Origin of the sequence: Kitasatospora sp. NPDC057015, assembly GCF_042673745.1 — a bacterium.
Taxonomy (GTDB): domain Bacteria; phylum Actinomycetota; class Actinomycetes; order Streptomycetales; family Streptomycetaceae; genus Kitasatospora.
In genome coordinates, this window is record NZ_JBHUSG010000009.1 from 153,708 (window position 1) to 172,908 (window position 19,201).

The window sequence follows — 19,201 nt, forward strand, 5'->3', positions numbered from 1 at the left end:
GGGAAGGATCATGAGCCGACCGACGACGAGTCCGCAGCCCGCCGGGGCGCGGTCCGGGGCCGGCCAGGGGGAGGCGGCGCGGGCCCGGACCGCGCCGCGGCCGGCGCCGGCGGGCGGGGAGCCGCGGCCGGGCGGGGCGGCACCCGAGGCCGGGGAGAAGCGGGTCACCTGGGCCGAGCTCTACTTCGACCTGGTCTTCGTCTTCGCGATCACCCAGGTCTCGGCCCTGCTGCACCACCACCACGACTGGACGGGCGTCGCCCAGGCCCTGGTGGTCTTCGTCCCGGTCTACTGGTGCTGGGTCGGCACGACCGTGCAGGCCAACATCCGGGACGTCGACAACCCCCGCGACCGGATCGGCATCTTCGCCGTCGGCCTCGCCGGGCTGTTCATGGCGCTGGCCCTGCCCGGCGCGTACGGCCGCCGGGGGCTGCTGCTCGGCGGGGCGTACTGGGCGGCCCGTCTGGTGCTGCTCGCCCTGGTGGTGCGGGTGCCCGGCGTCTGGCGCGGGCCGTACGGGATCGGCGCCCTGGTCAGCGGGCCGCTGCTGCTCGCGGGCGGGCTGCTGGACGGCGGCCCGCGGCTGCTGCTCTGGTCGCTGGCGGCGCTCTGCGACCTCTCCGCGCCGGTGGTCCTGCGGCGGCGGCTGGCGAACGTGGCCTACCACCCGGCGCACCTGCCCGAGCGGTTCGGGCTCTTCCTGCTTGTCGCGCTCGGCGAGTCGATCGTGGGCACGGGCGCGGCGGCCGCCGGCGTCGCCCTGGACGCCGCCGAGCTGATCGCGGTGGCGGCCGCGTTCACCATCTCCTGCGGCCTGTGGTGGCAGTACTTCGTCCACGCGGCCGACGCCATGCGTTACGCCGTCACGGTCGCCGAGTCCCGCCGGGACGTCATCCGCCGGGTCTTCCAGTACGGGCACCTGGGCCTGCTGGCCGGGGTGATCGCCGTCGCGGTGGGCTTCGGCGAGACCGTCGCGCACACGGGCCGGGCGCTCGGCGGCGGGGCGGTGGGCCTGCTCTACGGGGGCTGCGGGCTGTACCTGCTGAGCTTCGGCTACACCCGCTGGATGATGTTCCGCAGCCTGTCGGGCACCCGGATCGCCGCCGCCTGCCTGGTGCTCGCCCTGGTCCCGGTGATGATGCGGCTGCCCGCGATCACCGCGCTGCTGGCGCTGGCCGCGGTGCTGGTCGCGCTGAACGTCGTCGAGCACCTGCGGGTGCGGCGGGCCGCCCCGGCACCGGAGCGGGAGGAGCCGGCCTGCGCGGCCCCCGAGCTGCGTTGAGGCGGGATGTGTCGGTGGGGCTGTGTAGCGTTCGGGGTGGAAGAAGGACGTACCGGGCAGCGCGCGGTACGCCTAGGTCGGGGTGGCGCGGCCGTGTGCCGCCGCCTGGTGGGAGGTTGAAGTCGTGACGGACACTGTCGAGGCCGGCGTGGGTGCGGGGTTGGAACTGCCGGAGTCCTGGCGCGGGGCGCTGGCGGACGAGGCGGGCAAGCCGTACTTCGCCGAGCTGGCGGCCTTCGTGGCGGCCCAGCGCGCCGAGCACCAGGTCTTCCCGCCGGCCGGCCAGGAGTTCGCCGCGCTGGACGCCACGCCGTACGACGAGGTCCGGGTGCTGGTGCTCGGGCAGGACCCGTACCACGACGACGGCCAGGCGCACGGCATGAGCTTCTCCGTGCAGCCGGGCGTGCGGATCCCGCCCTCGCTGCGGAACATCTTCAAGGAGCTGGACGCCGACCTGGGCATCCCGGCCCCCGACAACGGCTACCTGATGCACTGGGCCGAGCAGGGCGTGCTGCTGCTCAACGCGGTGCTCACGGTCCGCGCGCACGAGCCCAACTCGCACAAGGCCAAGGGCTGGGAGAAGTTCACCGACGCGGTGATCAAGGCGGTCAGCGACCGCGAGGAGCCGGTCGTCTTCGTCCTCTGGGGCAACTACGCCAAGAAGAAGCTGCCGCTGATCGACACCTCGCGCCACGTGGTCGTGCAGGGGGCGCACCCGTCGCCGCTGTCGGCCAAGCTGTTCTTCGGCAGCCGGCCGTTCTCGCAGATCGACGAGGCGCTCGGCGGCTTCGGCGGCGAGCCGATCGACTGGCGGGTGCCGGACGTCAAGACGGGCTGACCTGGACGCCGGGCAGGCCGGGGGGTGCGGGCTGAGCGCCCGTCACCCCCCGGTCGCCGCGCCCGGCGGCGCCGTGGGAGTCTTGATCGACTACGGGGTGGCCGGGGAGGGACTGTGCTCGTACGCGGTGGACGGCGGGGGTGGCCGCACGGCTCGGTGGTGGGCGCCGCGGCGCTCCTGCTGACGGCCGTCACGGCGGGGTGCGGCGGGCCGCCGCAGGCCGAGCGGGCCGCCGACCGGCCCCCGGCCGCCGCACCGGCCACCACTGCCACGACGGTTGCTCCGGGCCCCGGCGCCCCGCCGCAGCCGGCCGGCCAGAGCTTCTACGTCTCCGACCGGACGGCCGCGGCCCGTCAGCTCCCCGAACTGCGCGCGCAGGGCCGTACCGCCGAGGCCGATCTGATCGCCCGCCTCGCCGGCACGCCGTCCGCGCACTGGCTGACCGGCGGGGACGACCGGGCGGCGGTGGAGGAGCTCAGCCGGGCGGCCGCCGCCGCCGACCGCACCGCCCTCTTCGTCGCCTACAACATCCCGCAGCGCGACTGCGGCAGCTTCTCGGCCGGTGGCGCCCCCGACGCGGCGGCGTACCGCGCCTGGGTGGACGGCCTCTCGGCCGCGCTGGCCGACCGGCGCGCCTGGGTGGTGCTGGAGCCGGACGCGGTGCCGCACGCCCTCGACGCCTGCGGCCCCAAGGGCGCCGCCGCCGCCGAGCGCTACGCGCTGCTCGGGTACGCCGTGGACGCGTTGAAGCGGCACCCGGCGGTCCGGGTGTACCTGGACGCGGGCAACCCGGGCTGGGGGCAGGACCGCGCCGCGCTGGCCGACGCGCTGAGCCGGTCCGGAGTCGGCCGGGCGGACGGCTTCGCCGTCAACGTCGCCAACTTCCAGGGCACCGACCGGAGCGCGGCGTACGGCGCCGACCTGTCCGCCGCCCTCGGGGGCGCCCACTTCGTGATCGACACCAGCCGCAGCGGCCGGGGACCGCTGGACGGCGGCGCCTGGTGCAACCCGCCGGGGCGCTCGGTCGGCGAGACGCCCACCGAGCGGACCGGCCGGCCCGGCGTGGACGCCTACCTCTGGGTCAAGATCCCGGGGGAGTCGGACGGGGACTGCGGGCGCGGGGAGCCGGCGGCGGGCCGGTTCTGGCTGGAGTACGCACTCGGCCTGGCCGCGGGGTAGCGGCCGGGCGGCCCCCGCAGTACCCGCGCTCCGCCGCTCCCGGCCCCCCGCTCCGCGGTGTCAGCCGGCCGCGCCGAGGAAGCCCTGCCAGCCGCCCGCCGGGGCCTGCCCCACGTTCAGCGACCGCAGCTTGCGCAGCGTGGACTGGTCCTGCGCCTCCAGCCAGTCGACCAGCTGACGGAAGGACACCAGTCGCACCTCCGGCTTGCCCGCGATCGCCTTGAGGGTGTCCTCGACGGCGTCCATGTAGATGCCGCCGTTCCACTGCTCGAAGTGGTTCCCGATGAACAGCGGGGCCCGGTTGCCGTCGTACGCCCGGTTGAACCCGGCCAGGTAGCAGTCACGGGCCTGGGCGCGCCACTCCGGGTACTTGGCCGGGTCGCCCTTGGTGCTCCCGGCGGACTGGTTGGCGAGGATGTTGTAGTCCATCGACAGCACCTGGAAGGAGTGCCCGGGGAACGGCAGGCCCTGCAGCGGGAAGTCCCAGACCTTGCCGTCCTGCACCTTCTGCGGCCAGATCTGCAGCCCGCCGGAGGAGCTGGCGTCGTACTTCCAGCCGAGCGCGGCGGCGGTCGGCAGCAGCCCCTTCTGGCCCTCCAGGCAGGGCGTGCGGCCGCCGATGAGCTCCTTGCGGTAGTCGAAGGGCAGCGGGTCGACGTCCGTGAAGCCGGTGTTGGTCCGCCACTGCGTGACGAAGGAGACGGCCTGGTCGATCTCGCTCTTCCAGTCCTCCGGGGTCCACTTGTTGACGCCGTTGCCGTCCGGCCGGGTCGAGCAGAAGTGCCCGTTGAAGTGGGTCCCGATCTCGTGGCCGGCCAGCCAGGCCTGGCTGATCAGCTTGATGGTGGTCTTCACCGCGCCGTCGGACAGGTACGGGATGTCCGAGGCGCCGACCGAGTGCTTGGGCGGGTGGTAGAGGTCCGCCTTGCCCTTGGGCAGCGTGTAGATGCCGGAGAGGAAGAAGGTCATCGCCGCCTTGTGCTCCTCGGCGAGCTTGAGGAACCGGGGGAACTGGCCGTCGTCCGTCCCGCCCGCGCCGTCCCAGGAGAACACCACGAACTGCGGCGGGCGCTCGCCCGGCTTGAGCTTCTCGGCCTTCGGCTGGTTCGGCTGGGTGCCGGTGTCGGCGGTGGACCCGTCCCCGATCGGGGTGCCCTTCACCGCGCCGGCCGCCGGGCTGCCGGGCTTGCCGTCGCCGCTGCCCGAGGAGCTTCCGGTAGTCGCACCCGGCCCGGCATCCGACCCGGACCCCGAACCGGATCCGCCTGAGCAGGCCGTGACCGCTCCGAGCGCCGCCGTCGCGGCGGTGGCGCCCAGTATGGTCCTGCGCGAGATGCCGGTCATGGTCTCCCCTGGTGTCAGATGCCCCGGCACGGCGCGGACGAGCCCAGGAAAACGTCCTGCGGGCGGGTCCCGGAGGGCGGTCCGGGAGCGTCGGCAGGACATCGGGCGGCGCCGGTCATTTTGGACATTAACGAATAATCCACCCAGCATGCCATGTGCGGATGGGGCCGACCAAGGCCTCGGTCCGCCGTTATCCATCACGTCGGCGGCGTCCGGACGGCTGCGTTCGGATGCGTTCTGTTGCCGTCCTGTGACGCGTCGGACGGACCGGCGCTCGGCGTCGCTCCGGCAGTCGTCCGGGCCGGTCCGGAGCTGACCGCAGCTGTCCGCAGTCGTCCGTCGAGCGGGCCGGCCGCGGTGTCCGGGGCCGCCCGTCGGTGAGCCCGGTGGCGGCGTGCTGAGGGCGCGCCGCGCGGTGGCGGCGAGGCCCGTTCAGCCGGTGGCGAGCCGGCGGTTGCGGCGCACCACGCGGGCGACGGCGGCGCTGATGGTGGTCGCGGCGGCGCAGGACACGGCCAGGCTCAGCCAGGCGGTGTCGAACCAGTGGCTGTTCAGCCAGCCCAGGGTCACGATGTAGGCGGCCCAGATCAGCGCGGCCAGCGCCGACCAGCGCAGGAACTTGCGCGGATGCGAGGGCGAGTGGCCCATCGCGAGGTCGAGCACCGTCCGCCCGGCGGGCACGAAGCGGGCCACCACCACGATCGCGGCCGCCGCTCCCGTGGTGCGCCCGTCCAGGGCCTGCTGCACGCGCGTGACGCTGGCCGCCAGCTGCGGCCGGTGCTCCAGTCGACGGCGCACCGACGGCGCGCCGCGCCGGGCCAGGTTGAGCAGCAGGATGTCGCCGAGGAAGGACGCCACCGCCACGCCGCCGGCGAGCATCAGCGGGGCGCCGTCGATCCGTGCGGTGTTCAGGACGGCCAGGATGACCAGCGTGCCGCTGGGGATGAAGGGGAGGAAGGCGTCACCGAGCACCGCGAACAGTGCCACCGCGCAGATCCATGACGATCCGACCAGTGTGGTGATGTCCATCGCGTACTCCCTCCAGACCGGCCCGGGGGAGCAGGTGGTTGCAAGGGGCAACGCTAGCGCCTCGACCTTTCATGCCATGAAGCACCCCCTCTGTGGCCGGCCTCACACAGGCGCGAGCCCCCGGAGCGGGGTGCCGCTCCGGGGGCTCGCGGGGATCGAGCGGCGCTGGTCCAGCCCGTCGATCTTGCTTTGCGGGAACGGATCCCCAAACGCGATCCGCCCTGATCGGTAGCCTGCCGGACGATGGCGGCCCAGTGCGAGCCCTGGGACTGGCGACTTCCCGCGCTGGCGCGAACTCGCCACCCGGGAGCGCCCGCTGGCCGTCTGTCAGGGCTCTGACCAGCCGAACGACCGGTCGTCATGGTCAGCCGAACGCCCGGTAGGCCGGGCCGCGGAGGGCCCGATCGGCGCCGTGCCGGGCGCGATGCCGGGCGGCTGCGGACCGGCGTTCCGGCCCCCCGTCCGCCCGGTTCCCGGGACGGTCCGCGCCGCCGCCCGCGGAGCGGGAACACCCCGCCGCCCCCGGCGGTTGTCCCCCGACGGCGGGGAGGCCCGCTCGTACACGATCAGGAGGCCGGACGGCATGAGCACCGAGGACCAGCAGGCACGCGGAGCCGGGCACCCGGCCCGTCCCGGCAGCAGCGGCACCGCCGGCGGCCTCGGGGCCGGCGCCGGGGCCGTCCACGGGGTGGCCCGCGGCACCGCGCCCGCGCCGCTGTCGATCCTCGACCTCGCCCCGGTAGGGGTCGGCCACACCCCGGCCGAGGCGCTGGCCGCGACCACCGAGCTGGCGCGCAGCGCCGAGGCCTGGGGCTACCACCGCTTCTGGGTCGCCGAGCACCACGGCATGCCGGGCGTCGCCAGCTCGACCCCGGCCGTGCTGCTCGCCCACCTCGGCGCGCACACCAGCACCCTGCGGCTCGGCTCGGGCGGCGTGATGCTGCCCAACCACGCGCCGCTGGCCGTGGCCGAGCAGTTCGGCCTGCTGGAGGCGCTGCACCCCGGCCGGATCGACCTGGGCCTCGGCCGTGCCCCCGGCACCGACCAGGCCACCGCCCGGGCACTGCGCCGGGGCCTGGCCGAGGGCGCCGACGACTTCCCGCAGCAGCTCGCCGAGCTGACCCACTTCCTGGACGGCGACTTCCCGTCGGGCCACCCGTACGCCCGGCTCAGCGCCGTGCCCAGGGGGGACGACCGCCCGCCGATCTGGCTGCTCGGGTCCTCGGGCTTCAGCGCCCGGCTGGCCGGCCGGCTCGGGCTGCCGTTCGCCTTCGCGCACCACTTCAGCGGTGAGAACACGGTGCCCGCGCTCGACCTGTACCGCGCGAGCTTCCGCCCGTCCGAGGTGCTCGCCCAGCCGTACGCGCTGATCGGCGTGAGTGCGGTGGCGGCCGACGGCGAGCAGGAGGCCCGGCGGCTGGCCCGTTCGGCGGGGCTGGGGATGCTCCGGCTCCGCCAGGGCGCCCCGGGCCCGATCCCGACGCCGGAGGAGGCGCAGTCGTACCCGTACAGCCCCGCCGAGGCGGAGTTCCTGGACCAGTGGCTGTCCAACGTGGTGCTCGGGTCGCCGGGGGAGGTGGCGGACGGGCTGGAGTCGCTGCGCAAGCGCACCGGCGCGGACGAGCTGATGGTCACCTCGCACATCCACGGCCACGAGGCGCGCCGCACCTCGTACGGGCTGATCGCGCAGGCCTACGGACTGACGGCGCAGGAGGCGTAGCCGGGCGGCGGGCGGCCGGGCGCCGGGCGGGCCCTGAGGCCACGGCCGCCCGGCGTCAGCCGCCCGCCGCCCGGCGTCAGCCTTGGCGTTCGCGCAGTATGGCGGCGACCAGCTCGGCCTCGCCGGGGCGGGCGAAGTACCAGCCCTGGGCGGTGTCGCAGCCGGTCAGGCGCAGCCGCTCGGCCTGGGCGGCGCTCTCGATGCCCTCGGCGGTGACGGTCAGCCCGAGCGCGTGGGCGAGCTGCACCATCGCGCGGACGATCTGCTCGTCCGCCTCGGTCCGCCGTGCGCCCTGGCCGGGCCGCCCGGGCACCGGGTCGCGGAAGCCCTCGATGAAGGTGCCGTCCAGCTTGAGCACGTGCACCGGCAGCCGGGAGAGGTACGCCAGGTTGGAGTAGCCCGTCCCGAAGTCGTCGATCGCGATCCGCACGCCCATGTCGGCCAGCGCCTGGAGGGCCTGCAGCGGTCGCCCGCCGGGGCCGAGCAGCGCGCTCTCGGTGATCTCCAGCTGGAGCAGCCGGGCCGGCAGCCCGCTGCTCTCCAGCGCCTGGGCGACGTCGGCGACGACGTCGGAGTCCCAGATCTGCCGGGCCGCCAGGTTGACGCTGACGAAGGTCTCGGTGTCCGGGAACTCCATCAGCCAGCGCCGGGCTTGACGGCAGGACTCCTCCAGCACCCACTTGCCGAGCGGGACGATGGCCCCGGACTCCTCGGCGAGCGGGATGAAGCGGTCCGGCGAGAGCGTCCCGTACCGGGGGTGGCGCCAGCGGACGAGGGCTTCGGCGCCGTGCACGGCGCCGTCGGCGAGGCCCACCAGGGGCTGGTACTCGACCGAGAACTCGCCCCGCTCCAGCGCCGGGCGCAGGGCGGTGGTGAGGAGCTGGCGGGTCAGCTGGTGGGCACCGCGGTCCGGGTCGTAGAGGGTCCAGCGGGCCCGGCCGTCGGCCTTGGACCAGTACAGCGTCGAGTCGGCGTCCTTCACCAGCTCGGTCGGGGTGGTCCCCGCCACCGGGCGCTCGACCACGCCCACGCTGGCGGTCACCACCAGCTGGTGGCCGGCCACCTCGAAGGGGTGCTGCAGGGACGCGACCAGCTGGGCGGCCAGCGAGGTGAGCTGCTGGTCGCCCTCGCTGTCGGCGACCAGCAGGGCGAACTCGTCGCCGCCGAGCCGGGCCACCAACCGGCCCTCGCCGCGGGCGAACCCGATCTCCAGCCGGGCGGCCACCGCCACCAGCAGCTGGTCCCCGATGTGGTGCCCGAGCGTCTCGTTGATGGCGGCGAAGCCGTCCAGGTCCAGGTAGCAGAGGCCGACCCGGCGGCCGTTCGGCTGCCGTGCCCCCGCCGCGGCCGGTCGCGGCCCGAGGACGGAGGGGCCGGGCCCGCCGCCCGCCGACCCGCCGGCCGCTCCGGAGGCGCCCGCGGGCCCGTCCGCGGCCGTCAGGCAGGCGGCGTCGAGCCGCTCGAAGAACAGCGCGCGGTTGGGCAGCCGGGTCAGCGGGTCGTGCAGGGCCTGGTACTTGAGCCGGTCCCAGAGCCGCCGCTGCTCGGTGATGTCCTCGACCATGGCGAGGGTGTACATCGGCCGGCCGGCACCGTCCCGGATCAGCGAGAGGGTGACGTTGCTGAGCACCGTGCGCCCCTCGCGGTGCTTGAGCCGCTTCTCCATCCGGAGCCGGTCGCGCTCGCCGCGGACGAGTTCGCGGTAGAGGCGCCGCGGGGTGTCCTCGGTCTCGATGATGTCGTGGATGTGCGTGCGCACCAGCTCGGACACCTCCCGCCCGATCATCGCGGCGAGCGCCGGGTTGGCCTCGATGACCCGGTCGGCGGGATCGATCAGGGCCATGCCGATGCCGGCGTCCGCGAACGCGGCCCGGAACCGGGACTCGCTGGCCCGCAGCGCGTCGAGCAGGTGGTCGGTGCTGTCGGCCGGCGGAGCCGAGCAGGTGGGGCAGACGGTCAGCAGCGGGCTGCCGGCGGTGCCGGGCGCCGCGGCGCCGTCCGTCGTGGTGCCGTTCATGGCGGTGCCGTTCCCGCCCGGCGTGTCGCCGAGGTGCGGCCACGGGCGCCGGTCGTCGATGTGTCGAAGTCCCTCGTGCCGCACGCCCAGGTGGTGTGCGTCGGCCCCCTCGCTCTGGCCCGGCACGGCATGCTCCCGTCCGCTGCTGACGCTCGTCCGGCCGACTGTCCGGTGCCGCGGGGGCCGGAGATCCCGCACACCTGTCGCGGCCGCCGGAACCCGGACCGGGTGCTCGTCGCGGAGCACTCGGCGGGGAACGGGGGGCGCTGCGGCCGATCATAAAGCGCGCGAGGATCGGACGGTGACCGCCGCTCGGGTGAGTCGCCCGGGTTTTGGGGCAGTTGTGCCGGTACGTCAGCAGACGCGAACGCCCCCGGGCGCCTTCACTGGAGGCGCGTCGGGGGCGTGTGCGCAGGTCGCGCGCTCCCCGGGTCCGCCGCGGGCCCCGGACGGGGCGGCACGGCGGCCGGGGAGCACGCGATCCGTCAGGCCAGCTTCGCGGTGAGCGTGATGGTCGTGCCGGTCAGGGCCTGGCTCACCGGGCAGTTCGCCTTGGCGTCCTCGGCGGCCTTGACGAAGCCGGCCTCGTCCAGACCCTCCACCTCACCGGTGACGGTGAGGTGGATACCGGTGATGCCGGTGCCGGGCTGGAAGGTCACGTCGGCCTGGGTGTCGAGCTTGGTGGGCGGGGTCCCGGCGCCGGCCAGGCCGTGCGAGAGCGCCATCGAGAAGCACGCGGAGTGCGCGGCCGCGATGAGCTCCTCCGGGCTGGTCTTGCCGTTCGGCTCCTCGGAACGGGCCGGCCAGGACACGGGGTACGTGCCGATGCCGGACGAGGCGAGGGTCACCTCGCCCTTGCCGTCGAGCAGGTTGCCCTCCCAAGCGGTGCGGGCGGTGCGGGTAGTTGCCACGATCGGTACCTCCAGTACTGAACTACTGCCGATTGGTCACGTCCGGTCATGCCGCGTACAGCCTACGGGTCGGCCGGGCGCCGGTTGCGGGCGGCACTCGCAGCACTTACACAGCGTCATATTCGCCAACGACGACGATTTTCGGACGGACGGACAGCGCGGGCGGGCGGGCGTGCGGACAGCGCGGGCGGGTCAGGGGGCGGGGGCCGCCTGCCCCGGGCGTGGTCCGGGACGGCCGGGGTGCGCCACGACCCCCACGGCCCTCCGAGGCCCACCGGCGGAGCCCCGGCGGGGCGGCCGCGTCGGGCCCGACCGGGCGGCCCGGGCCCGCGCGCGCCGTCTCGCCGGTCGGTCCGCATCGCGGACAACCCGGTCGCATGATGGGCGCCCGCGCGGGCCGCCCTGTTAGATTTGCCCGGGCCCGAGCCCGACCACTGGTCCGACCGGGTGTCCTCCCGCCCGTACAGCCCCGGAGCCGCCCCGATGACGGACCACGCCACGAACCCCGACGCCGGGACGACCGACGGGATCGACGATGCCGTCCGGGCCGAGCTGACCAGCCTGCGGGAGAGCATCGACAACATCGACGCCGCCGTGGTCCACATGCTCGCCGAGCGCTTCAAGGCGACCCAGCGGGTCGGCCGTCTCAAGGCCGAGCACAAGCTCCCGCCGGCCGACCCCGCCAGGGAGCGCGACCAGATCAAGCGCCTGCGCGAGCTGGCGGCCGGGGCCCACCTGGACCCGGTCTTCGCGGAGAAGTTCCTCACGTTCATCATCGCCGAGGTGATCCGGCACCACGAGGCCATCGCCCGGGCCTGAGGCCGGGCCTGCACCCGGGCCTGCGCCTGAGGTCGGGCCCGTGCTCGGGCCCGGACCTGCGCCGGCGCTCGGGCCCGGCCCCGCCCCCGTCCGGCCCGGTGCCCGTCCGCCCGTCCACTGGGCGTCCGTCCGCTGGCCGCCCGTCCGTGCCCCGGCCCGGCGCGGCCGTGTCGGCTGCTGCTAAATGTCTGATTTCGTGGCGCCTGATGATTGGCGTTAGCGTGCTGTATTCCTGGATCGGCTGATCCGGTGGATCGCGGCCCCCCGCGCAGTCAGGGCGCGGGCGGACGGCAGTGGTCCGGAGAGGCGGTTCGCGATGGCTTCGGCGATGGCACAGTGGCGGCGGGAGCCCCGGGAGCGGCACGGCGCCGATCGGCCGGCGGCGCCCCGGGCGGCCGGGGGCGCGCACCGCGCCGGCCGGGAGGGCCGGCCCGGCCTGATAGCCGCGACCCGGGGGTGTACCCGATGACGACGGAGCTGACCGGCCCGCGCCGGGCCGACCGCCGCCGGGCCGCTCCCGGAGGCCGTCCGCGCCGGGGCCGCCGCGCCGCCGGCCGGGTCGGGCGTCGCCGCCGCTGGCCGTGGTGGGCCGAGATCCCGGCCATGGTCGTGGTCGGCCTGCTGGTGGCCCTGCTGATCAAGACCTGCCTGTTCCAGGTGTTCACCATCCCCTCGGGGTCGATGGAGAACACCCTGCGGATCGGCGACCGGGTGGGGGTCAACAAGCTCTCGCCGCTGCTCGGCTGGGAGCCGAAGCAGGGCGAGCCGGTGGTGTTCAAGGACCCGGGTGACTGGCTCCCGGCCCACGCCACCAGTGGCGGCAACCCCGTCGTCGGCGCGGTCGGCGACGTCCTCTCCTTCGTCGGCCTGGTGCCGCCGAAGGATGACAACTACCTGGTCAAGCGCGTGATCGCGACCGCCGGACAGACCGTGCAGTGCTCCGGCACCACGCTGAAGGTGAACGGCGCCCCGGTCAGTGAGCCGTACCTCTTCGCCGGGGACGACTCCTGCGCGGGGCTGGACTTCGGCCCGGTGACCGTCCCGGAGGGCCACGTCTGGGTCGAGGGCGACCACCGCAGCGACTCCGCCGACTCCCGGTACCACCAGCAGGACAAGGGCGGCGGCGCGGTGCCGGTCGGCAACGTCGTCGGCCCGGTCTCGGCCGTGGTGTGGCCGCTCGGCCACCTCGACTGGTTCGGCTGGTCCGGCCACTGACCGGCCGCTCCGGCCACTGAGCAGTGCGGCGGCGGGTGCGCGGCGGGGGCCCGCCGCGCACCCGCCGCGTGCGCGCTACGCCCGGACCGTCCCGGCCCGCTCGGCCGCCCCGCCCGAGCCGTCGCCGGCGGCCCCCGCCGCCGCTTCGCGCGCGGCGGCGTCCACGGCCGTGTCCACCGTCCCGATCCCGCCGGCCGGCTCGACGGCCCCGCCGCGGCCGTCCTTCCCCCCGCCGCCCTTGCTGGTCTGTGCGGCGAACGCCCCCGCGAGCACCAGCAGGCCGCCGGCGAGCTGCGGCGCGCCGAGGTGCTCGCCGAGCAGCACCCAGGCCAGCACGGTGGCGACGACGGCCTCCAGGTTGGCCACCACGCCCGCGACCGGCGGCGACAGGTGCCGGACGGCGACGACCCCGGTCAGATAGGCCAGCACGGTCGCCACCAGGATCATCCAGGCCGCCGGGACCAGCGCGGGCAGTGCGTACCCGTTCATCCGGACGTCCCCGCCGAGGACGCCCCAGTCGGCCTGCCAGGGCCGGGTGACGCCGGTGAGGACGACGGCGCCGATCAGCAGCCCGTACGCGCTGACGGCGATCGGGTCGACCGGGCGGTCGCCCCGGCTGCCCGCGTCGGCCAGCACGAAGTAGCCGACCTGGCAGCAGGCCGCGCCGAGGGCGAAGAGCACGCCGAGGGCGTCGAAGCTCAGCCCGTTCCACACCTCGACCACGCAGGCCAGGCCGGCCACCGCGACGCCGGCGCCGATCGCCGCGCCGCGGCTGACCGGCCGGCGCTGGACGAACCTGACGTAGCCGAGCAGCAGCGGCGGCCCGAGGTACTCGATCAGCAGGGCGACCCCGACCGGGATCCGGGATATCGCCGCGAAGTAGCAGGCCTGCACGCCGGCCACCGCGAGCAGTCCGAAGCCGATCAGCAGCCCCGGCCGGCGCAGGACGGCGGCCCGGTGCCGGTAGGCCAGCGGGAGCAGCACGACGGCCGCTCCGGTCACCCGCAGCCAGACCACGTGCAGCGGCGACAGTCCGGCCTCGATGAGGGGTTTGGCGGCGGTGCCGGAGCCGCCGAAGGCGCAGGCCGAGACCAGCGCGAGAGTCAGGCCGAGGGATCGGCCCGACGCGCTGCGGGTGAGGGGCTGAGAGCTGTGCATCGGGGCATTCTGTCAGCCGAGCGCCCGGTTCGGTAAGGCGCCACTGGAAGTTTTGCTCCTCACGCGACGGCGGCCGGGCGGCCGCCCGCCGGGGCGGGTCGTACCCGACCGGCGCGGGCGGCGGCCGGCGGTGCCTAACCGCCGCCGGCCACGGCCGCGTCGGCGCCCGCGCCGGCCGGCCGCGCCGGGTCGACCGCCGGCGGCGAGGCCTTGGCGGGGTCGGTGGCGGGTGCCCGGCTCGGCCGGGGGGTGGCCGCCGGCGCGGTACCGGAGGGGCCGGCCGAGGCGCTCGCGTCGGGGCGGTTGCCGGTGCCGTTGCCTCGACCGCCGTACCCGGACGAGCCGCCGGAGCCGGTCGTCCCCCCACCGGTCGGGTCGGTGGCGCCCGGGCTCGCCGCGCCGCCGGCCGCCGGCGCGGAAGGCGTCGGCGAGGGCGGCGTGCTCGCCGTCGGCGCGCTCGTGGCCCCGCGGCCGGCGCCCCCGTCGGCCGTACCCGCGGCGGCCGGGAAGCTCGTCACGGGCTTCCCCTTCAGCGCGGCCTTCATGTAGGCCGTCCAGATCTGGGCGGGGTACATCCCGCCGGCCGCGCCGTCCAGCCCGCCGGTGCCGCTCAGGCTGACCTGTGCGCCGGTGGCCGGGTCCTGGCCGAACAGGGCGACCGCGGTGACCAGCTCCGGGGTGTAGCCGACGAACCACACCGACTTCTGGTCGTCGGTGGTCCCGGTCTTGCCGGCGGCCGGCCGGCCGAGCGCCTGCGCCCGGAACCCGGTGCCGCCCGGGTCGTCCACCACGCCCCGGAGCATCGCGGTGACCCGGTTCGCGGTCTGCTCGCCGACCGCCTGGGTGACCTGCGGGGCGGGCAGCGCGACCGGCTGCCCCTCGTGCTCGACCGACGTCACCAGCCACGGCGTGATCCGGCGCCCGCCGTTGTCCAGGGTGGCGTACACCCCGGCCATGTCCAGCACGCTCGGGGTGGCGACGCCCAGCGGCAGGGACGGCTGCGCGGCGAGCCCGGGGGTGCCGGCGGGCAGGCCGAGCGCCACGGCGGTGTCCCGGACCCTGTCCAGCCCGGTGTCCTGGGCCAGCTGGGCGAACACCGAGTTCACCGACCAGTCGGTGGCCTGCTGCAGGGTGACCTGACCGTAGTCCTTGCCGCCCTCGTTCGGCGGTGCGTACGGCGTGCCGGTGCCGCCGCGGACCTTGCGGCCGCTGGTGCCGTCGTAGACGGTGCGCGGGCCGATCGTCTGCCCGGACTGCGTCCGGGCGTCGCTCTCCAGGGCGGCGGCCAGCGCGATCGCCTTGAAGGTGGAACCGGCCTGGTAGTCGCGCCGGGCGGAGTTGTCGACGAAGTGCTCGGTGTAGTCGCTGCCGCCGTACAGGGCGAGCACCGCGCCGGTCTTCGGGTCGACCGAGGCCGCGCCCGCCTGGGCGGCGGCGTCCTTGGCGCGGGTGTCCGGCTTGAGGTCGGCGGTGAGCTGGCTGCGGACGGCGTTCTGCAGGTCCTGCTCGCGCGCGGGGTCGACGGTCAGCTTGATCGTGTAGCCGCCCTTGGCCAGCGCGGCCTCACCGAGGATCTGGTGCGAGACGAGGTAGTCCTCGGCCGCGTTCACCAGGTAGCCGGCCTGGCCGGAGAGCCCGGGCGCGGCCTGCGGCTTCCTGACCTCGGGGAAGGTCACCGCGGCGCGCTCCTCGGCGGAGAGCCAGTTCTCCTTGACCATCCCGTCCAGCACGTAGTTCCACCGGTTCATCGCGTTCTGCTTGCCGGTCGCCGTCGCGGTGGAGACGTCGTACGCGCTCGGGGCGTTGAGCACCGCCGCGAGGTAGGCGCCCTGGGCCGGGGTCAGCGCGGCCGCGTCGACGCCGAAGTAGGCCTGGGCGCCGGCCTGGATGCCGTACGCGCCGCGCCCGTAGTACGAGGTGTTCAGGTAGCCCGCCAGGACGTCGTCCTTGGTCTCGGTGGCGTCCACCTTGAGCGCGATGAACAGCTCCTTCACCTTGCGGCCGATGCTCTGCTGCTGGCTCAGGTAGGTGTTCTTCACGTACTGCTGGGTGATGGTGGAGCCGCCCTGGGTGCCCTCGCCCTTCGCGGTCTTGAGCGCGGCGCGGACCAGGCCGGGCACGTTGACGGCGCCCTCGTGGTAGAAGTTCCGGTCCTCGGCGGCCAGCGCGGCGTGCTGCGCGGCGGGGGAGACCCGGTCCAGGGTGACGTTCTGCCGGTTGGTCTCGCCGGTCCGGGCGATCACCGAGCCGTCCTGGTACAGCCAGGTGTTGCTCTGCGCGGTCGCCGCCGCGTGCGCGTCGGGCACCTGCACCAGCACGACGCCGAGGACGAACGCCCCGATCCCGAGCAGCAGCGAGACGACCAGCCCCGCCAGGGCGGCCCGCCAGCCGGGGATCAGCCGCCGCGGACCGGTGCGCCGGGGGCGCCGCGGGGAGCGGGTCTTGCTGGACGGCGCGCTGCGCTCACTCCGGGCGGTACGTGGCAAAGCAGCGGCCTTTCCTGCGGGCGGATCGTGCCAGCCTGCACAGGTGGTCGCCGAAAAGGTTAGGGACCTTTGTCCTGTTTTTGGGTGATGTGGCGCCTCTCACGTCCGGCGGGGGCGGTGCGCGCCCTCGGCCCGGGAAACGCCGAGAGGCCCTTCGCTCTCGCGAAGGGCCTCTCGGGTGTCTGTGCGCCGCCAGGGACTCGAACCCCGGACCCGCTGATTAAGAGTCAGCTGCTCTAACCAACTGAGCTAGCGGCGCCTGTCTGACCCCGAGAACAATACACGCTCCGCGCGGTCACCACGAAACGCCCGCCCGCGCCCGACCGGCGACGTCCGGTCCGTGGTGGCTAGGGTGGATACGTACCCGCTCGACGGCCGTCGGACGGGAGCAATCGGCACCGGGGAGGGCGGGCAGTCATGACGGAGCGGTTCGTCCGCGTCGACGGTCGGCCGCTGCACGTCCGCCGCGAGGGCGCCGGGCCGGTCTGCCTGCTCAGTGGCGGGCTCGGCAGCAGCTGGTTCGACTGGGACCTCGTGGTGCCGCTGCTCACCCCGTACCGCACGGTGGTCCGCTTCGACCGCCCCGGCTTCGGCCTGAGCGCGCCCGCGCCGGACCCGCCGACCGCCGCCGGCGAGGCCCGGCGGATCCTCGGGGTGCTGGACGCGCTCGGCCTGCCGGGCGCCTGCACCGTGGCCGGCCACTCGCTCGCCGCCTTCCACGTCGAGGCCTTCGCCCGGCTGTACCCGGCCCGCACCGCGGGCCTGGTCCTGCTGGACGGCAGCTTCGAACCGGACCCGGAGCCGCTGCCCGCCCCCGAGCTGCGGGACCTCGCCGCCCGGGGCCTGGCCGCCGGCGCCACCGCCGTGGCGGGCCCCTACCTGCTGGGCCCGGCCGCCCGGCGGCTGGTCGCCCGGGCCAACACCGTCTGCGGCGAGGACCTCGCCCCGGTCGAGCTGGTCCGGCGCAGCTACCGGACCGGCCGCGCGCTGCGGGCCCTGCTCCGGGAGAACAGCGCCTACCTGGACGTCGCCGCCGAACTGGCCGAGCTGCGCGTGCTGGCCCCGCTGCCCGACGCGCCGGTCACCGTGCTGGCCGCGGACGACGGCCGCGACGACCCCCGTACGCACCGCCGGCTGGCCCGGCAGCGCGCGCTGGCGGGCCTGCTCGGCGGCGAGTTCCGCACCGCGGCCCCCGCCGGGCACCTGCTGATGTTCGACCGCCCCGACTCGGTGGCCAGGGCCGTGCTGGACTGCGCCTGAGCGGGTGGCGGGCAGTCATCGCCGGCGCCCGGGAACGCCGAGAGGCCCTTCGCTCTCGCGAAGGGCCTCTCGGGTGTCTGTGCGCCGCCAGGGACTCGAACCCCGGACCCGCTGATTAAGAGTCAGCTGCTCTAACCAACTGAGCTAGCGGCGCCTGTCTGACGCGGAAGACATTACACGCTGGTGAGCGGATCCGCCGAATCGCCACCGGTCCGTCACAGCGGGTAGCCGGCGGGGCCTGCCCGCCGGCCGGCTCAGCGGTCGCGCGGGCCGATCCGCCAGGCGAGCAGCACGAACAGGAAGGAGGCCGCCGAGAAGCCGGTACACCACCAGGCGGCGGCGGTGCGGCCCTCCATCCAGGCGTTGGTGGCCACGGTCAGGGCCCACAACTGGCCGGTCACCACGGTCATCGCCACCACCAGCCGGGCGGTCAGCATGGCGGAGCGTTCCGGCTCCTGCTCGGTGCCGGCTCCCGGGCCCGGGCCGGTACGGCGGACCCGCGGGTCGGCGTAGCCGCTGGTGGCGCGGATCTGCGGGTAGCGCTCGGGCACCGGCCGGTTGAGCCGGGGGTCCGCGCTGCCCGGGGTGTAGCCGGCCGGGACGTACTCGCCCGGGACGTGCTCGCCGGGCGCGTGCTCGTCCGGCGTGCGCCCGGGCGGCCGGCTCACCGCGACCCTCCGCAGCCGGCCCGGGCGGCGAGCGCCGGGCTGCGTTCGCGCAGGCCGCGACAGAGTCCGGCCTCCTCGCTCTCGCCCGAGCGCGCGGTGCCGACCGCCCAGACCGCGCCCTGTTCGTCCTCCACCATCAGCACCTTGGGCAGCGGGCGCGGTGGCGGCCCCGAGGTGACCTCGCCGGTCCGGACGTCGAACACCCCCTCGTGGCAGGGGCAGTAGAGCCCCTCCCGCTCCGCGTGGTCGTCCCGCCGGAGCACGCCGCAGGCCAGGTGGGTGCAGACGGTGGAGTAGCCGACCAGGGTGCCGTCGGCCAGCCGGACGGCCATCGCCCGGTCGTCCTCGCCGGGGTAGTCGAAGGTGACGGCCTCACCCCGGGCCAGCCGGTCGGCGACCTTGAGCGGGGCCGCCGTGCCGTCCCCGTGCCGGTGCAGGACACCGGCGGAGACCAGGGTCGAGCCGACCGCGAGCCCGCCGGAGACGGTGGCGACGATCCGCAGGTAGTCCCGGCGGGAGGTGAGGGAGTCGGCGCTGATCCGGTCGACCAGGGCCTCCTCCTCGGGCGTCGGTCGGCTCATGCGGGGGCTCCCGTCCCGGGCGTGGGCCGCCCGTTGACCTCGATCACGCGCAGCAGCGGCCCGCTGCCCGGCCCGTCCGGTGTGCGCCCGCCCGGCCCGGACCCGCCCGGCGTCCCCCCGGCCGGCAGCCCGCCGGGGAGCGGTTCGGCCCGCCGCTCGGCCGGTACGACCATGGCGACGCCGGTACTCACCGTGACGTCCCCGAAGGCGAACATCGTCGAGACGTCGACCCCGGGCCGCTCGGCCTGGAGCTCCTCCAGCGTGCCGTAGAAGAGCGCGCCGGTCGGGCAGACGGTGGCGCACATCGGGGCCAGGCCGTAGGAGGTGCGGTCGTAGCAGAGGTTGCACTTCATCTGCAGCTTGGCGTCGAGGTCGATCTTCGGTACGCCGAACGGGCAGGCGTTGACGCAGTTGGCGCAGCCGATGCAGCGGGTCGGGTCGGCCTCCTGGACGACGCCGTCGGCGGTGATCAGGATGGCGTCCGCCGGGCAGACCTCGGCGCACGGCGCGACCGGGTCCTCGCAGTGCATGCAGACGGTCGGCAGCGAGGCGACCGAGTGCCCCTCGTCCGGATAGTCGAGGTGGATCATCGACTTGCCGCGGTGCGAGTCGCACTCCCGGCAGGCCGAGACGCAGGCCTGGCAGCCGATGCAGCGGCCGGGGTCGATGAAGATCGTTCGTCCGAGCATGCCGG

16 protein-coding genes and 2 tRNA genes are annotated in these 19,201 nt (G+C 75.3%); 7 read left to right on the forward strand and 11 right to left on the reverse strand.

Annotated elements, in window-relative coordinates; all coding sequences use genetic code 11:
* The first annotated feature begins 10 nt into the window (after positions 1-10).
* The 3 genes from ACFTWP_RS11950 to ACFTWP_RS11960 all read left to right on the forward strand — a co-directional run bounded on the left by ACFTWP_RS11950 (position 11) and on the right by ACFTWP_RS11960 (position 3,299).
* Positions 11-1,282, forward strand: coding sequence for a low temperature requirement protein A (locus ACFTWP_RS11950; protein WP_380264346.1), 1,272 nt, complete (start codon positions 11-13; stop codon positions 1,280-1,282).
* A 124-nt stretch (positions 1,283-1,406) separates the two neighbouring features.
* Positions 1,407-2,120: a uracil-DNA glycosylase gene (locus ACFTWP_RS11955; RefSeq protein WP_380264347.1), complete on the forward strand. Its 714-nt coding sequence runs from the start codon at positions 1,407-1,409 to the stop codon at positions 2,118-2,120.
* A gap of 114 nt (positions 2,121-2,234) precedes the next feature.
* The gene (locus tag ACFTWP_RS11960) at positions 2,235-3,299 is read left to right on the forward strand and encodes a glycoside hydrolase family 6 protein (protein ID WP_380264348.1); all 1,065 of its coding nucleotides are present in this window, start codon (positions 2,235-2,237) and stop codon (positions 3,297-3,299) included.
* Between the two features lie 60 nt (positions 3,300-3,359).
* On the opposite strand, the gene ACFTWP_RS11965 is transcribed toward ACFTWP_RS11960, so the two are convergent.
* On the reverse strand, positions 3,360-4,643 hold the full coding sequence (locus ACFTWP_RS11965) for a hypothetical protein (protein WP_380264349.1): 1,284 nt from the start codon (positions 4,641-4,643) through the stop codon (positions 3,360-3,362).
* Between the two features lie 432 nt (positions 4,644-5,075).
* Positions 5,076-5,672: a DedA family protein gene (locus ACFTWP_RS11970; protein WP_380264350.1), complete on the reverse strand. Its 597-nt coding sequence runs from the start codon at positions 5,670-5,672 to the stop codon at positions 5,076-5,078.
* A gap of 583 nt (positions 5,673-6,255) precedes the next feature.
* On the opposite strand from ACFTWP_RS11970, the gene ACFTWP_RS11975 reads away from it, so the two are divergent.
* Entirely contained in the window at positions 6,256-7,392 is a 1,137-nt protein-coding gene (locus ACFTWP_RS11975) for an LLM class flavin-dependent oxidoreductase (protein ID WP_380264351.1), read from the forward strand.
* A 76-nt stretch (positions 7,393-7,468) separates the two neighbouring features.
* Here the strand turns inward: ACFTWP_RS11975 and ACFTWP_RS11980 are convergent, their stop codons facing one another.
* Together ACFTWP_RS11980 and ACFTWP_RS11985 are read right to left on the reverse strand one after the other, a co-directional pair.
* Positions 7,469-9,535, reverse strand: a complete 2,067-nt coding sequence (locus ACFTWP_RS11980) for a putative bifunctional diguanylate cyclase/phosphodiesterase (protein ID WP_380264352.1) — start codon at positions 9,533-9,535, stop codon at positions 7,469-7,471.
* 359 nt (positions 9,536-9,894) lie between these two features.
* Positions 9,895-10,320 (reverse strand): OsmC family protein, encoded by a 426-nt coding sequence (locus ACFTWP_RS11985; protein WP_380264353.1) that lies wholly within the window; start codon positions 10,318-10,320, stop codon positions 9,895-9,897.
* Positions 10,321-10,803: 483 nt separating this feature from the next.
* Between ACFTWP_RS11985 and ACFTWP_RS11990 the strand changes: the two genes are divergently transcribed.
* Both ACFTWP_RS11990 and lepB read left to right on the forward strand, forming a co-directional pair.
* Complete coding sequence (locus tag ACFTWP_RS11990; protein ID WP_380264354.1) at positions 10,804-11,139, forward strand: chorismate mutase; 336 nt, start codon at positions 10,804-10,806, stop codon at positions 11,137-11,139.
* 465 nt (positions 11,140-11,604) lie between these two features.
* Positions 11,605-12,354 carry a signal peptidase I gene (gene lepB / locus ACFTWP_RS11995; RefSeq protein ID WP_380264355.1) on the forward strand — a complete coding sequence of 250 codons (750 nt, stop codon included), beginning with the start codon at positions 11,605-11,607 and terminating at the stop codon, positions 12,352-12,354.
* Between the two features lie 75 nt (positions 12,355-12,429).
* On the opposite strand, the gene ACFTWP_RS12000 is transcribed toward lepB, so the two are convergent.
* The 3 genes from ACFTWP_RS12000 to ACFTWP_RS12010 all read right to left on the reverse strand — a co-directional run bounded on the left by ACFTWP_RS12000 (position 12,430) and on the right by ACFTWP_RS12010 (position 16,257).
* Positions 12,430-13,512, reverse strand: a complete 1,083-nt coding sequence (locus tag ACFTWP_RS12000; protein WP_380264356.1) for a DMT family transporter — start codon at positions 13,510-13,512, stop codon at positions 12,430-12,432.
* A gap of 134 nt (positions 13,513-13,646) precedes the next feature.
* The gene (locus ACFTWP_RS12005; protein ID WP_380264357.1) at positions 13,647-15,998 is read right to left on the reverse strand and encodes a transglycosylase domain-containing protein; all 2,352 of its coding nucleotides are present in this window, start codon (positions 15,996-15,998) and stop codon (positions 13,647-13,649) included.
* A 185-nt stretch (positions 15,999-16,183) separates the two neighbouring features.
* Positions 16,184-16,257 (reverse strand) — tRNA-Lys (locus tag ACFTWP_RS12010).
* A gap of 158 nt (positions 16,258-16,415) precedes the next feature.
* On the opposite strand from ACFTWP_RS12010, the gene ACFTWP_RS12015 reads away from it, so the two are divergent.
* Positions 16,416-17,258, forward strand: coding sequence for an alpha/beta fold hydrolase (locus ACFTWP_RS12015; RefSeq protein ID WP_380264358.1), 843 nt, complete (start codon positions 16,416-16,418; stop codon positions 17,256-17,258).
* Positions 17,259-17,338: 80 nt separating this feature from the next.
* On the opposite strand, the gene ACFTWP_RS12020 is transcribed toward ACFTWP_RS12015, so the two are convergent.
* The 4 genes from ACFTWP_RS12020 to ACFTWP_RS12035 form a co-directional block, all read right to left on the reverse strand.
* A tRNA-Lys gene (locus tag ACFTWP_RS12020) sits at positions 17,339-17,412 on the reverse strand.
* Positions 17,413-17,512: 100 nt separating this feature from the next.
* Positions 17,513-17,926, reverse strand: a complete 414-nt coding sequence (locus ACFTWP_RS12025) for a hypothetical protein (protein ID WP_380264359.1) — start codon at positions 17,924-17,926, stop codon at positions 17,513-17,515.
* The gene (locus tag ACFTWP_RS12030) at positions 17,923-18,507 is read right to left on the reverse strand and encodes a ubiquinol-cytochrome c reductase iron-sulfur subunit (RefSeq protein ID WP_380264360.1); all 585 of its coding nucleotides are present in this window, start codon (positions 18,505-18,507) and stop codon (positions 17,923-17,925) included. Before ACFTWP_RS12030 ends, ACFTWP_RS12025 begins: the two co-directional genes overlap by 4 nt.
* Entirely contained in the window at positions 18,504-19,196 is a 693-nt protein-coding gene (locus ACFTWP_RS12035; protein WP_380264361.1) for a 4Fe-4S dicluster domain-containing protein, read from the reverse strand. Before ACFTWP_RS12035 ends, ACFTWP_RS12030 begins: the two co-directional genes overlap by 4 nt.
* Positions 19,197-19,201 lie beyond the last annotated feature (5 nt).